At 44.8% G+C, this 15,122-nt stretch carries 13 protein-coding genes and 1 pseudogene; 4 read left to right on the top strand and 10 right to left on the bottom strand.

Annotation, left to right across the window (positions count from 1 at the left end):
• Positions 1 to 7: 7 nt before the first annotated feature.
• A pseudogene (locus QQL36_RS25375) lies at positions 8 to 406 on the top strand (transposase); the annotation flags it as partial.
• Between the two features lie 276 nt (positions 407 to 682).
• Here QQL36_RS25375 and QQL36_RS25370 read toward each other — a convergent pair.
• The 8 genes from QQL36_RS25370 to panC form a co-directional block, all read right to left on the bottom strand.
• Complete coding sequence (locus QQL36_RS25370) at positions 683 to 2,212, bottom strand: aldehyde dehydrogenase family protein (protein WP_083725348.1); 1,530 nt, start codon at positions 2,210 to 2,212, stop codon at positions 683 to 685.
• 281 nt (positions 2,213 to 2,493) lie between these two features.
• Positions 2,494 to 3,378, bottom strand: coding sequence for a DUF1338 domain-containing protein (locus QQL36_RS25365; RefSeq protein WP_083725350.1), 885 nt, complete (start codon positions 3,376 to 3,378; stop codon positions 2,494 to 2,496).
• A gap of 85 nt (positions 3,379 to 3,463) precedes the next feature.
• The gene (gene panB, locus QQL36_RS25360) at positions 3,464 to 4,279 is read right to left on the bottom strand and encodes a 3-methyl-2-oxobutanoate hydroxymethyltransferase (RefSeq protein WP_321567188.1); all 816 of its coding nucleotides are present in this window, start codon (positions 4,277 to 4,279) and stop codon (positions 3,464 to 3,466) included.
• A 45-nt stretch (positions 4,280 to 4,324) separates the two neighbouring features.
• Complete coding sequence (locus QQL36_RS25355) at positions 4,325 to 5,209, bottom strand: exopolyphosphatase (protein WP_321567187.1); 885 nt, start codon at positions 5,207 to 5,209, stop codon at positions 4,325 to 4,327.
• 128 nt (positions 5,210 to 5,337) lie between these two features.
• Positions 5,338 to 7,476, bottom strand: coding sequence for a polyphosphate kinase 1 (gene ppk1 / locus QQL36_RS25350; RefSeq protein WP_083725356.1), 2,139 nt, complete (start codon positions 7,474 to 7,476; stop codon positions 5,338 to 5,340).
• A gap of 134 nt (positions 7,477 to 7,610) precedes the next feature.
• Positions 7,611 to 8,627, bottom strand: coding sequence for a lysylphosphatidylglycerol synthase transmembrane domain-containing protein (locus QQL36_RS25345; protein WP_321567186.1), 1,017 nt, complete (start codon positions 8,625 to 8,627; stop codon positions 7,611 to 7,613).
• A 25-nt stretch (positions 8,628 to 8,652) separates the two neighbouring features.
• On the bottom strand, positions 8,653 to 8,997 hold the full coding sequence (gene panD / locus QQL36_RS25340; protein ID WP_083725360.1) for an aspartate 1-decarboxylase: 345 nt from the start codon (positions 8,995 to 8,997) through the stop codon (positions 8,653 to 8,655).
• Between the two features lie 240 nt (positions 8,998 to 9,237).
• The gene (gene panC, locus QQL36_RS25335) at positions 9,238 to 10,092 is read right to left on the bottom strand and encodes a pantoate--beta-alanine ligase (RefSeq protein WP_083725362.1); all 855 of its coding nucleotides are present in this window, start codon (positions 10,090 to 10,092) and stop codon (positions 9,238 to 9,240) included.
• A 109-nt stretch (positions 10,093 to 10,201) separates the two neighbouring features.
• Here panC and QQL36_RS25330 point away from each other — a divergent pair, with 109 nt between their 5' ends.
• The gene (locus QQL36_RS25330) at positions 10,202 to 11,020 is read left to right on the top strand and encodes a glycogen/starch synthase (protein ID WP_083725364.1); all 819 of its coding nucleotides are present in this window, start codon (positions 10,202 to 10,204) and stop codon (positions 11,018 to 11,020) included.
• A 309-nt stretch (positions 11,021 to 11,329) separates the two neighbouring features.
• A complete protein-coding gene (metK, locus tag QQL36_RS25325) occupies positions 11,330 to 12,583 on the top strand; it encodes a methionine adenosyltransferase (protein WP_083725366.1) in 1,254 nt (417 codons plus the stop codon).
• Positions 12,584 to 12,747: 164 nt separating this feature from the next.
• On the opposite strand, the gene QQL36_RS25320 is transcribed toward metK, so the two are convergent.
• Both QQL36_RS25320 and QQL36_RS25315 read right to left on the bottom strand, forming a co-directional pair.
• A complete protein-coding gene (locus tag QQL36_RS25320) occupies positions 12,748 to 13,530 on the bottom strand; it encodes a fatty acid desaturase family protein (protein WP_321567185.1) in 783 nt (260 codons plus the stop codon).
• A 127-nt stretch (positions 13,531 to 13,657) separates the two neighbouring features.
• Complete coding sequence (locus tag QQL36_RS25315; protein ID WP_321567184.1) at positions 13,658 to 14,563, bottom strand: NAD(P)/FAD-dependent oxidoreductase; 906 nt, start codon at positions 14,561 to 14,563, stop codon at positions 13,658 to 13,660.
• 109 nt (positions 14,564 to 14,672) lie between these two features.
• Between QQL36_RS25315 and QQL36_RS25310 the strand changes: the two genes are divergently transcribed.
• Positions 14,673 to 15,008, top strand: coding sequence for a winged helix-turn-helix transcriptional regulator (locus tag QQL36_RS25310; protein WP_220388798.1), 336 nt, complete (start codon positions 14,673 to 14,675; stop codon positions 15,006 to 15,008).
• Positions 15,009 to 15,122 lie beyond the last annotated feature (114 nt).

Below are 15,122 nucleotides of genomic sequence, written 5' to 3'. Positions count from 1 at the left end.
ACTTCAGACTATTCCCGGAGTACAAAAACAAACAGCTACCGCCATCTTAGCCGAAATAGGTACAGATATGCATGCGTTCCCTAATCAGCATCATTTGGCTAGTTGGTGTGGTTTATGTCCTGGTAATAATGAAAGTGCCGGAAAAAAGAAAAGTGAAAGAATCAATCATGGCAACAGATCCCTTAAAACCGCACTCGTGGAAGCAGCATGGGCTGCAGCACATACGAAAGATACTTATCTGAAAAGAAAATATTATACTTTGAGTATACGAAGAGGCAAAAAACGAGCACTTATTGCAATTTCACACAAAATCCTAATTGCCGCTTATTTTATACTCAAAAATAGAGTGCCATATATGGAACCTGATAATCAGGAGTGGCTAAAAAAAGAAAGCAGGCGCAGATAAATAATTATCTCAGACGCCTGCGCGAGCTTGAGGCATTACCCCCATCTCAATAAGATTACTAAGTTACAAAAATCGACCTTTTATTGGTGCTTTTTCAGCCTGTAGAAAAAACTGATTTAAGACTCTAAGTACAAACGATTGTTGCTATAAGCACGAAAAGAAAATTTTAATCCTATAGAGTCATATCAAATTATGGCCTGGACGAACTATTTTCAAAGAAAAAATAGCGCATTCACCCGAAGGCAAATGCGCTTTATACAATCACTTATTTTAGACTTACAGGTCGAACTTAATCCCCTGTGCCAGTGGCAATTGCGTAGAATAGTTAATTGTATTCGTCTGTCTCCGCATATATGCTTTCCATGCCTCTGAACCACTTTCTCTACCACCACCGGTTTCTTTCTCACCACCAAATGCTCCACCAATTTCCGCACCAGAGGTACCGATATTGACATTCGCAATGCCGCAATCAGATCCGGCCTGAGAGAGGAAAGCTTCTGCCTCACGCAGGTTCAATGTCATGATTGAAGAAGACAAGCCCTGTGGCACGCCATTCTGTAATGCGATCGCCTCATCCAGCGTCTTGTACTTCATCACATACAGAATAGGAGCAAACGTTTCATGCTGCACGATCTTGTAATGGTTCTCTACTTCCGCAATACAAGGCTTTACATAACAACCGGAAGCATAATCGCCACCGCTCAATACACCGCCTTCTACCAGAATTTTACCCCCTTCTTTCTGCACTTCTACAATCGCCTGCTCATACATCTTCACCGCATCTTTATCAATCAATGGGCCTACATGGTTATTTTCATCCAGCGGATTACCAATCTTTAACTGTCCATATGCTTTCACCAGCTTAGCCGTAAATGCATCATATACACTCTCATGAATAATCAGTCTGCGTGTAGATGTACAACGTTGTCCAGCTGTACCCACCGCGCCAAACACACAACCGATCAATGACATATCCAGGTCTGCATCTTTTGAAATAATAATGGCATTGTTACCACCTAATTCTAATAATGAACGACCTAAACGCGCACCTACCACTGCCGATACCGCTTTACCCATACGGGTAGAGCCTGTCGCTGATACCAATGGAACACGGGTATCTTCCGCCAGCCATTCACCAGCGTCGCGGTTACCAACCAACAAACAACATACCCCTTCAGGCACCTTGTTCGCCTTCAGTACATCCTGGATAATCTGTTGACACGCAATCGCAGACAACGGTGTTTTTTCTGATGGTTTCCAGATACATACATCGCCGCATACCCATGCCAGCATAGCGTTCCAGCTCCATACTGCTACAGGGAAATTGAATGCGGAGATAATACCTGTAATGCCTAACGGATGCCACTGCTCATACATACGGTGACCCGGACGCTCAGAGTGCATGGTCAACCCGTGCAACTGACGGGAGAGACCTACTGCAAAGTCACAGATGTCGATCATTTCCTGTACTTCGCCATAGCCTTCCTGCAGGCTTTTACCCATTTCGTAAGACACCAGTTTGCCCAGTGCTTCTTTATTTTTACGCAGTGCTTCACCCACCTGTCTTACTACTTCACCACGGCGAGGCGCTGGCCACAACCGCCATTCTTTGAAAGCAGCCGCAGCTGTCTCTACTACTTTATCATAATTCGCACGACTGGCAGCAGTCACTTGTGCAATGTGTTTACCATCTACCGGAGAATTGGCGTCGATTATAGCGCCATCGGCTTTCAACCACTGGGTACCTGTACTGACACCGCTGTTTTGGGGCGTGATATGGAATTGGTTCAGAATATCTTGTATCATGGTGCAAATATATGTTTTTAACAAGCTGTGCGCACTTGCTTAAAATAGGTCTTTAACCAGCTGTATGGACTTTCGACATCTCGTCGTCTGTGGTTATAAATGTTCTTAACGAGCTGTACGAACTTTCAACATCTCGCCTGAGGTTATTTATAAATGTTCCTAACGAGCTATGTGAACTTTCGACATCTCGTCGTCTGTGGTTATTTATAAATGTTTTTAACGAGCTATGCAAACTTTCGAAAGCCTGGTTATAAATATTTTTAACGGGCTGTAATATTCCCTTATCGTTGCGTTTGGGAGCTATAAGTACTTTCAAAGATCCTGTCTGCATTCCCCGCCTCAAACCCTTCTCTTCTATGCTCCCGCTTAATATCCTTAGGATCCAGGTGCGCAAATTCCGGCAACACCCTTCTTTCCGCAAACTCCACATAAGAACCCGATATCTCCTGCGTTTTATGATCTCCAAATGTAGCAGCAATCATCTTCGCCACCGTACTGCTCTGCAATAACAAATGATCCGGGCTTTCTTTTATCTTCCCACCTGCGTCATTCAATTTAAACCCATTCTTCTCCAGGAAATTATTGAAATCCGCCACTGTATTATATCCTACAGGCAGGTTCTGCAAACTGACTGTGAAATGATTCAGATAATACCTGTTATAAATCACCCATGCCGCATATTCGCTCTCTGCTGCCAGCGTTTGGTAATCCGCCAGGGTAGGGGTTCTCCAAAGCGCACTATGCAAAAACACATCTACATCCGGCCCATTATCCAGGTCTAATTTTGATACCGGATCTACCTTCACTTCATCCGTATAACTGGTGATGATCCGTTGTGCCTCCGCACTCAGATCCTGCACCCGGAGCTCACTGATAAAGATGCGCGGATACTTCGGCGCCGGCGGCGCATACCAATAAGCATCCAGTTTTTTTTCCCTGAAATGATAAGGTTCTTTCTTCGTGTAACCATAATGCAGGAAGATCTTTTCCAGCGATTGAATGCCTAATTGTGGCACGCCTATCGTTCTGAAAGCAATATGGTCATTTTCAATATCATCTGCGATCTGAATAACATCTTCATTGATCATGGCCGCAATAATAGCAGCGACGTCAGGAACACGCTCCTGATACCGTTGCATCAGGCCGTTCAGTACATAGTCTAACATAACAAAGATTTAGTTTGTGGAAGTGGGGTAAAGGTAGGTTATTTTAGCAAAACGCTCCTGCCGGGAGCAGAAGCGTTCGTTTATCTTAATATTGTTCATTATCATTGGGGAAGTCCTTCGCTTTCACATCACTGATATATTGCTTCGATGCTTTCAGGATCTCCTCATACAGGTTCAGGTACCTGCGCAGGAATCTCGGTTTAAAGTCTTTGTTGATGCCCAGCATATCGTGCATCACCAGTACCTGGCCGTCTACATATTTACCGGCGCCAATACCAATGATAGGAATGCGAACGCTTTCTGCCACTTTCTTTGCCAGCAGGGCCGGGATCTTTTCCAGCACAATGGCAAAACAACCCGCTTCTTCCAGCAGTTTGGCGTCGCGCAGCAGTTTTTCAGCTTCCACTTCTTCTGTAGCACGTACAGAATAAGTACCGAACTTATTAATAGACTGAGGTGTCAGTCCCAGGTGCCCCATCACAGGCACACCTGCTGATATAATACGTTTTACCGATTCTAATATTTCTTCACCACCTTCGATCTTTACACCATGCGCGCTGGTTTCCTTCATAATGCGCACGGTAGACATCAGGGCTTCCTTAGAATTACCCTGGTAAGTACCAAATGGCAGATCTACCACTACAAAAGCCCGTTTAATCGCCCTTACTACCGACGCCGCATGATAAATCATATGGTCCAGTGTAATAGGGAGGGTGGTCTCATAACCAGCCATTACGTTTGCAGCGGAATCGCCCACCAGCAATACATCCATCCCCGAATCGTCAAAGATGCGGGCCATGGAAAAATCGTAGGCTGTGATCATTGAAATCTTTTCCCCTTCATCCTTCATCCGCTGAAGGATATGCGTTGTGATCCGCTTAACTTCTTTATGCGTAGACATTTCTTATCTTATTGTTAAAAAAGGGTGTTAAGGTAGGGAAAAAAATCAAATTGAGTTGATTTCCCCGTACAATGATTGGATCAGGCCGTCTGCAAGCCCTATCTTAGGTACGAAAATCTCTTCTGCATTCGCCCAACGCATGATGTTAACGTAGATCTGCAGGGCAGGCACGATCACATCTGCCCTGTCTTCCCTTAAATTATAGAGGTGAATTCTTTCTTCGACAGAGAAACTGCTGAACTCTTTGTAGTAATCTTTCAGCACATCGAGGGTGAGTGGCTTCCCTTCCTTGCGTTTGGAAAGGGAAAAGATCTTGTTGATGTTACCACCGGAGCCAATGGCTGTCACAGGACCAATGCTTTTGATCTGCTGCTTGATAGTCTCTTTCATAATTTGCCACTGCGCATCAGTGACCTGTTGCTGCAGCAGGCGGATGGTACCGATATTAAAAGAGGTTTTGTGTACGAGGGTGTTCCTGCTGAAGATCGTTACCTCTGTGCTACCGCCGCCCACATCTATATACATATAGGCGCGTGACTTGTCGAGGTTCTCGGCAATGTGGCTTTCGTAGAGGAACGATGCTTCTTCCTGTCCCGATATAATTTTGATGTCAATACCTGTTTCGCGCTTCACATCGTCCAGGATGGCGGCGGAGTTACCCGCATCACGCATCGCGCTGGTAGCACAGGCTTTCAGGTATTTAACTTCGTATACTTCGAGTAAGAGTTTGTATGCTTTGATCGTGCTGATCAGGTGTTCGGCCCTTTTTGGAGAAATGATGCCGGTGCTGAAAACGTCGATACCCAGTCTTAATGGCACACGCACCAGGTTTACTTTCGTAAAATCCATACGTCCCTGACTGTTGGGCGATGCTTCTGAAATAAGTAACCTGGCGGCATTGGAGCCTATGTCAATAGCAGCAAGCTTCATAATGGGCAAAGATAATTGTTTTATTATTTTTTTACTGCCTACCGGCCGCAGGCCACAAATCCCTTTTCGCGAAAAACCCGCTCTTGCCTGAATGCCGGAGCGGGTTTCTCTTTATAAAAAATCTATTATTATTTGTATTGCTTTTCATGCAGGTACTTAAAGATTTCAATCTGCGACCTCACTTTCTTACCACTGTCTCTCTTGTACTCGTTTTCCTGTTTATTGTCGAGTATTCTCGCTTTTACATTGCCACTGAGTTGTATCGCCAGTATGTCTTTGATCTCCTGTTGGATAGATAGGTCAAAGATAGGTACGGCTACTTCCACGCGGTGGTCAAGGTTACGTACCATCCAATCGCAGGAGGAGATATATACGCCACTTCTGAAAACGAACGCCCTGGCATGTTCCAGGTATTCATCCACGATACTGATAGCCGTGATATCTTTTTTCCATTTCTTATTTTCCGTATAGGCGCAACAGATACCTCTGATGATCATCTTTACATCTACACCTACGCGTGCGGCTTCGTACAGGAGGTTGATCATTTGCGGATCGGAGAGTGAGTTCATCTTGAGGATCATCTCACCACCATTTTTGTTTTTCGCGAGTTTGATTTCTCGCTCAATCATTTTCACAAAGAAAGGACGCATGCTGATCGGGCTTATGGCCAGTGTTTTACAGCCTGCGAGGATCTTTGGATCGTGCTTGGGACTTTCAAGATAAGCGAACACACGGTTGATATCGGCAATGATGGCCCTGTTAGCAGTGAGCAGCCAGTGGTCGCCATATACGCGGGCGGTTTTTTCATTCAGGTTACCGGTGGCGACAAAACCACACTGAATGGTTTTGGTACCGATCTTCTTTTTGATCACGCACATCTTGGCATGTACTTTCAGACCCGGAATACCGATCAATACTTTCACCCCTTCATCTTCCAGTCTGGTTTTCCATTCCAGGTTATCAGCTTCGTTAAAACGGGCACGGAGCTCGAGGGATACCGTCACCTGTTTACCATTACGAACGGCATTGATCAGCGCATTTACGATCCTGGAATTGCGAGCCAGCCGGTAAGCAGTGATCTTAATACTCACCACGTTCGGATCGATAGCCGCTTCGCGCAGCAGATCAATGATGGTATCGAAAGAGTGGTAAGGGGTGTGGAGCATCACATCCTGACCCTGAATTACGTGCATCACGCTCGTTGCTTCGGCAAATAATGGATGCAAAAAGCTTTTGCGTGATGAGCTGGTTTTCTCAGCGAATACGGCGTTCGGGAAATCCATAAAGTCTTTGAAGTTATGGATACGTGCACCCGGAATCAGGTTATCGCCGGGGGAGAGGCCCATACGGCGCATGAGGTATTCGAGCAACAGGGGATCGATATCCTTGTCATAGACAAAACGGACCGGTTTCCCTTTACGACGGTCTTTCAGGCCTTTTTCGATCTGGTGAATGAGGCTGGTAGAGATATCATTATCAATATCCAGCTCCGCATCGCGGGTCACCTTGATGATGTGGGCGTTGAACTTGTCGTAGCCGAAATAAGTAAAAATATGAGGCAGGCAGAAACGGATCACGTCCTCAAGGAGGATAATGTCTTTTTCGCCTTCTTTTGATGGCAGAATGATAAAGCGGGGGAGGACAATGGTAGGAATTTCTATCAGGGCAAATTTTTGTCTGACAGAGTTATCCTGTCTCGCCAGTACGATGGCCAGATAAATAGATTTATCGCGCAGTAATGGGAAATGTGGGATACTTTCTATCATCAGTGGGATGATGTTGGTACGCACTTGCTCATTAAAGTAGGTGAGCACGAATTTCTGTTGCTCCTTGCTCAGGTGTTTTTCTGTACGGATATAGATCTTCTGTTCTTTCAGCTGATCTTCAATTTCGTCCCAGATGCGGTCGAATTCACGGGTCTGATCTATAACAAGATCGTGGATATCGTTGAGGATCTGCTCCGGGTTTTCTTCCAGGTGCATACGGGCAGATTTGCCTACAGAGAGCATTCTTCGAAGGGTGGCTACGCGTACGCGGAAGAATTCATCCTGGTTATTGGAATGAATACCGAGGAAACGGATACGTTCATGTAATGGAACACTGGTGTCAGCTGCTTCCTGTAATACTCTGGCATTAAAGGCGAGCCAGCTAACGTCCCGGGGGATCATTTTCTTTTTTTCTGGCGCATTTTTCTTGCTGTTCGTCTTTTTTTCCATCTCCTGATCTTGAGTAAAAGTATCTAAAGGCTCACTTTTGGACAATCGCATCTTAAAGGGCAAATTACAAATTAACGGTGTGGGTTATATGATGATATAACCATAATCACAACAATACCAGATTTTGGGGAAAATCCAATGTTAAATTTATGATATAATACTTAAAGATAAGGAATTATGGATGATTACTCAGCTACAGGTGTGCGGTTTCCTTTGTTATAGATCGGGAGGGCAATCATGCTGGCGAAGCCGATTACAATTACCATCAGGGTCTGTGCCAGCCATACGATCCAGCCAAAAGCATAGCCGGTAGTGGCATGGATGCCATATAAGAGGAGGGTTTGCTGTACTAAGATCTGGTAAGCACCAATACCGCCCTGGGTGGCGATCATACCGATACTACCAAAGCACAGCACAGAAAGGGCGGCGCCTACACCCAGTGCCCTGGTTTCGTCCATACATAGGAAGCCCAGGTACATCATGATAAAGTACAATACCCATATAAAGAGGGAGTGAAATATGAACCAGCCTTTTTTCTGCATTTGGCCAATGGAAAGAACACCTTCCCATACGCCTCTGAAGATCTTTTTGACCTTATCGCCCACTTTGGAACGGGCGATGATCCGGAAGGCGATAATACCCAGTACAACCAGTACGATGACAATGCCTGCCAGTATCCAGGTGCGGCTACCACCGGCATTACCCAGTTTGGTCTGTAAAGGTACCCATATGTGTTGGGTGAAGAAAACCCCGACTGTATCCAGCTGTAATAACACCGTTACGAGCATGAGTAGCATGAGCACCAGCATATCGACCGCTCTTTCTGCGATCATGGTACCTACCAGTTTCTCTGCAGGGATGTTTTCGTATTTGGCCACGATGCCACAACGGGTTACTTCTCCCAGGCGGGGAATGGCAAGGTTAGTCAGGTAGCCGACCATGACGGCAAAGAAAGTATTCAGGGTACTGGGATGATAACCCAGCGGTTCCATGAGTAATTTCCAGCGTACGGCGCGGAACCAGTGACTTGCTATACCAACAAAAATAACGGGTATTATAAGCCAGTAATTGGCTTTTCGGAAGCTACGGATGATATCTTCCTTTTCCTGTGCAGTTAGATTGTGCGTAACCAACCAGATCAAACCTAAACCTATCGCTAAAAATATTGCAAAATTGATAATAGTTCTGAGCGATTTAGGCATAGAAAGTCAGATTTAGGGGTTACACTTACAATTTATTATTTTCTTTTGGAAAAACAGCGATCGGTGTATGTTTTTTGGCTTCTTCGAAGTCCATTGTACAATAAGAGATGATGATAACTACATCACCTACAGCACAGAGACGAGCTGCCGGGCCATTCATACATATCAGCCCTGAACCACGTTTTCCTTTGATAACGTAGGTTTCCAGGCGTTCGCCATTATTCACGTTGACTACCTGAACCTTTTCATATTCGATCAGGCCGGCCGCATCCATCAGATCTTCATCGATGGTGATGCTACCTACGTATTGTAAGTTGGCTTCCGTGATAACTGCGCGGTGTATTTTACACTTTAATACTTCAATCTGCATAACGTAATTCTGCGTGCGGCTGCAAAGTTAAGGTAAAATAAATGAATGTGACAAAAGGTGATCAGTCTCATGTAGGGAACTGATGAAAGGGGGGCGTATCGAAGCCATGTTTCCTTTTTCAAACATAAGAACTCAAAACTTCGGGACAGCCCCTTTTTATTTGGGTACCTGGTGGAGTGATTTTTCGTACATACAATTCTCATGGCCCTTCCAGTTGCTTATGATACATCCCCCTTCCATTTATAACATGATATTATCTATCAACCTTACCCCGCTACTCACTTCCTTCGCAGCCACTACTGCATACAAAGGGGTCGTTGCCGCCGTTTCCGGAAATATCACGGACCCGTCTTCCAGTATACTGATCAGTTCCACATAATCCACTTCAAACCCACTGGTTTTCAGTTCATTGACAGCTTTTTCCTTCATCTCTTTAAAGCCTTCCTTCTTATAGTGATGCTTGATATAAGACAACCCCTGGTATAAATGGAGGGCATTGACCCTTTCAGTCGTATTTAACCGCATGTTCCGGCTACTCATTGCCAACCCATCATTTTCCCTTTGTGTAGGACAGATCACCAATTCCACATGCGAATCAATAATCTTTAGCAATCGGTTTATAATCAGACACTGCTGCAGATCTTTCTGTCCCATAAATAATTTGTCCGGCTGCACCAGGTTCAGCAACTGATGTACTATCTGCCCTACTCCCTGAAAGTGCCCGGGCCTTGCTGCGCCTTCCAGCACCGTTTCCAGCGTACCAAAGTCGTAATGCATTTTGGCAGTCAGCCCCTCCGGGTACATTTCCTGCACAGATGGCAGGAACAATACATCACACCCTGCTTCTGTCAGTAGCTGTACATCCTGGTCGATGGTGACAGGGTATTTTTCGAAATCTTTTGGATCATTGAACTGTGTGGGATTTACAAAGATGCTACAAACCACCAGGTCAGAATTTTCTTTTGCAGCATTGATCAGGGAGATGTGTCCCCGGTGCAAAGCGCCCATAGTTGGCACAAAACCAATGTGTTTTCCTGCATGCCGGGCTGTCGTTAAATGCCTTTCCAGTTCGTCTTTCCGTTTGAATAAATACATAATTTATTGCTTAAAAGGATGTTAAAAGTGCCAAATTGTCTTTTCTTCCGGTAAAAATCCGTAATTTTGCAAACCAAATTTAAATTTACTGCATTAATATCAGCATTAGATGTCCACAAAGAAACGAATTCTTTTTATTGCTCAGGAGATGTCGCCTTATCTGGAACTCACAGATTATGCGGCTATGGTCAATAAGATGGCAATTAAGTCCAACGAGTCAGGGCTGGAAGTGCGGGTGATCATGCCCCGTTTTGGCATTATCAACGAGAGAAGGCACCGACTGCATGAGGTGGTACGATTGTCTGGCATTAACATCGTGATTGAAGGAGATGATTATCCACTGATTATCAAGGTGGCTTCGTTGCCAAATGCCCGTTTGCAGGTGTATTTCCTTGACAATGAGGATTACTTTAAGCGAAAAGCGTTATTTACGGACGAGAATGATCAGTTCTATGATGACAACGCTGCGCGTGCTGTATTTTTCTGTAAAGGAGCATTGGAAACGGTGAAAAAGTTCGGTTGGCCTCCTGACATCATCCACTGTAGCGGTTGGATGACATCACTGATCCCTCTGTACCTGAAGACTGCCTATAAGAAGGAGCCTGTATTCGCACATTCCAAGGTGGTTTACTCTTTAGAACCCAATTCTTTTGAAGATAACCTGGGTGCGGGCTTTGTTAAAAAGGCGACCATCAGCAATCAGATCAAGGAAAAAGACATTGAACTGTACAAAGAAGGTACAAATACAGCCCTGAACAGAGGCGCTGCAAAATATGCAGATGCGGTAATAATGGCTGGCGAAAAGATCGATAAGAAAGTGGTGGATGAACTGAAGGCCGAAAAGGGTAAGATTATCCTGCCATACAAGAAAGAAAATGAAGATTTAGCAGATTATCTGCAGCTGTACTCACAGTTGCTTGGTAAATAAAGCATTTAATCGAATTTGAAAAAGGGGGGGTATCATACTTTTGATACACCCCCTTTTCATGCTGACCCTGCCAGAGACGAACTGTTGTTGCCCCCGAATCTCCAACCTTAATTTTATTTTTGAGACTACGCTTTTGGGGGGTTTATCAATTTCCCGCCCCTTTAACGAATATTTTCCCTATCAAAATACTGGAATATAGTCAAATGACTTATTTTTGCCCCAGTTTACCATTAGGCATACCACCAAATGACTAAAATATGGTAAATTGTACTAGATTTACTAATCTTAAAGCCGAAATTCAATTATTTTATGCCTTATTTATTTACCTCAGAATCAGTATCCGAAGGACATCCGGATAAAGTTGCCGATCAGATATCAGATGCATTGATAGATAATTTCTTAGCCTATGATGCGACTTCCAAAGTTGCTTGTGAGACATTGGTGACTACCGGTCAGGTGGTACTGGCTGGAGAAGTTAAATCCGAAGCTTACCTGGATGTGCAGGAAATTGCGCGTGAGGTAATTCGCAAGATAGGGTATACCAAAAGTGAATACATGTTCGAGGCTAACTCCTGCGGTATCTTCTCTGCCATCCATGAGCAGTCTCCAGATATCAACCAGGGTGTAGAGCGCAAGAGCCCGGAAGAGCAGGGTGCTGGCGACCAGGGTATGATGTTCGGTTACGCTACCAAGGAGACCGATAACTATATGCCACTGGCACTGGATCTGGCGCACAAACTGCTGATCGAACTGGCTGCGATCCGTCGCGAAAACAAAGAGATCACTTACCTGCGTCCGGATGCAAAGTCACAGGTGACGATCGAGTATTCTGACGATAACAAGCCTGTACGTATCGATACAATCGTGATCTCTACACAGCACGATGATTTCGATGCCGAAGCAAAGATGCTGGCTAAGATCAAGGAAGACATGATCAATATCGTTATTCCCCGTGTAAAAGCACAGCTGAAGCCAGAACTGGCAGCGCTGTTCAATGATAAAATTACTTACCACATCAACCCAACCGGTAAATTCGTAATCGGTGGTCCTCATGGTGATACTGGTCTGACAGGCCGTAAGATCATCGTGGATACTTATGGTGGTAAAGGCGCACACGGTGGTGGTGCGTTTTCTGGTAAAGATCCTTCCAAAGTAGACCGTTCTGCTGCTTATGCTACCCGTCACATTGCTAAGAACCTGGTTGCTGCAGGTCTGGCAGATGAGGTGCTGGTACAGGTGTCTTATGCGATTGGTGTGGCTAAACCTTGTGGTTTGTTCATCGATACTCGTGGTACTGCCAAGGTGGAGATGACTGATGGTGAGATTGCACGTAAGGTGGAAGAGATCTTTGACCTGCGTCCTTATGCGATCGAGCAGCGTTTAAAACTGCGTAATCCTATTTATAGCGATACTGCTGCTTATGGTCATATGGGTCGGGAGAGCAAGGTGGTGACCAAGGTATTCAATAAGGGTAAGAAGCATGAGAAGAGTGTAGAAGTGGAGTTGTTTACATGGGAGAAGCTGGATTATGTGGATAAGGTGAAGGCAGCATTTAGCCTGTAATTGATTTAAATAGATAAAAAACCGCTTTCACCATAGGTGAAAGCGGTTTTTTTATGCGGGTAGCCCTGCGGCCGGCTGGAAGGTGCCGGTTCATTTATGGCAGGCAGAGTGTGCCAGTTCTTTTGCGGCCAGCTGGCAGGTACCAGTATATTAGTGGCCGGCTTCTAAAAAGTTTGTTTTTTCTCTAATTCAGGTAAAACCTGATCGATCCTTTTTGCGAGCTCAGGCAGTTTTATTGTTGGCACTGCCGGAAACAGGTGATGTTCCAGATGATAGAACATACTAAACGTAATCTTATTCTTCCAGCTCCCTCTCTGCGTTCTCGCTATTTCAGGATGCGCTTCGGTATCATGGTGCACAGTCCATACCGCGAAGAAAGCCATCAAAAGCTCCCCAATTACCATCACAATTACATGATACACTAAGAAGGGTACCTGGAAGTAAAATACCGCGCTTACGAAGGCGATAACGGCCAATAATTCGGCAACCAGGTGGTTCCTGTAGGTCCGGTTCCCTTTTTGCCAGGTGACTTTGTGAATAAGGAACATATGCAGGGGGCCATAAAGGATGGCGCCATACCAGCTCATGCCCGCTGATTTCCCTTCGTAATCTTCTTCAGATAGACAATACTTGTGGTGACGGATATGATTAAATTTGACGGCATGCATGGACGCACACATCAATACACTGTTGGAGAATAAGGTGAATTCTGTGAGGAATTTATTGGTTCCTAAGGAGTTGTGGAAGCCATTGTGTACCTGCCTTAAAGCAGTGAGAAAAAAGAAAGCAGAAAAAGGTAAAGCCCATATATAATACCCAAAATAAGCTAATACCCACGAGGCAAGGGCCCAGGGGATCGTCAGGTTATTTTCAATGAGCATTTCAGGGATGGAAAGATGGCGCAGGTCTTTCCAGTGTACGCGTTTGATGATATCAGTATGGTTCATGCGGGGTAATATTTGTGAATCAAATCTACCCCGCGAAATATAATATATAAATGACAAATGTCATTAAACTAAAGGCAGGTGAGGGGGGATGTAATGGCTGAGTTCATCCCGGATGTTTGTAACAGTATCAGGCATTTTCAAATTCTTCCCAGATCATTTCCCTGTTCACAAACGCGGCCGCCGCCAATCCCACTGCTACTGCATTAGCCACACCACGCATCATACTGCAATTATCCCCGGCGGCATACACGCCTTCAACAGTCGTCTTTACAAAATCAGCTACTTTGATATGCCCTGTTTCTGTCAATTCACATCCCAGTTGCGCAGGTATATCACTGTGCTGTATAAACGGTAAACGGGCATAGACTGCTTTTAACGATACTTTGGTACCATCGGTAAGTTCCACTGCATTTAATTGTCCCTTGTCATGAATAATGGCTTTTACAGGTGTCTCAATGATATTGATGTTCTTTTTCTTTATCTGTGCCACCATTTCAGCTGTCATAGTGATAGGTCCGTTCGTGAACAAAGTTAAGTCTTTTGTCCAGTGTTGTATCAGTTTTGTTGTTTCAAAACCACCTTCGCCATTGCCTAAAATACCGGTTGGCTGATTAGCTACTTCATAACCATGGCAATAGGGGCAGTGAATGACAGAAATTCCCCAGCATGCTGCTATACCCGGAATTTCGGGCATGATGTCTTTGACACCAGTGGTAATAATGAGTTTTTTTGAGGTGAATTTTTCTCCTGCTTCCGTGGTAATAGAAAATCCGTTGTTGGTTTTCTCTCCCAGTGTGGCTTTGCCATGGAGCACCTGAACGGTGGTATATGCTTTGAGTTGTTCCAGTGCTGCTTTTGTAATGGCGGCTGGGGTTTCTCCATCTCTCGTTAAGAAATTATGTGAATGTGGCGTTTGAGCATTACAGGGTTTGCCGCTATCAATGATCAATACCTTTCTAAGTGCGCGGCCGAGTGTCATTCCGGCTTGTAATCCTGCATAGCTTCCTCCGATGATGATAACTTCAAATTCCATATTGATGATTTTGTACAAAAGTAAATAGGTTAACTTTACAATGGTGAAAGCTACCCTTTATGGAAGTGCTTCCATGGAGGGAATGAAAATAATAAAAAATAATTCCTATATGGTTTGTCCCGGTGAAAAGATTTATGATTGTAAGCGACAATTGCTGGCTATTCAGGATACCCTGGATATCATTGGTGGTAAGTGGAAAGTGACGATCCTGGGGTGCCTGGCGATGGGAGGAAAGCGCTTTATGGATTTGCAGCGGGAGCTGGCGGGCATAGGGCCAAAAATGTTGTCGAGAGAGTTGCATGAGCTGGAAATGAATGGGCTGATCCGGAAAGAGGAAGAGGGGAAGTATGAGATGACGGCGTATAGTGATTCGCTGAAGCCGGTGATACAGGTATTGGCAGAGTGGGGAACGCAGCATAGGGTGAAGGTGATGTCTATGCAATAAAATAGTGACTTTTGGAAAGCTGGCCGCAAGCCATGCCAGTCCGAAAAGAAGCGGGAATGTATCATAAGTAACAGGATCTCCATGAGAATTGCAGTTACGAGAATTCTCACCATC

Source organism: Chitinophaga sp. LS1 (assembly GCF_034274695.1).
Taxonomy (GTDB): Bacteria; Bacteroidota; Bacteroidia; order Chitinophagales; family Chitinophagaceae; genus Chitinophaga.
Note: the sequence above shows the minus strand (reverse complement) of the source record. Positions and strands in the feature narration are given on the sequence as shown.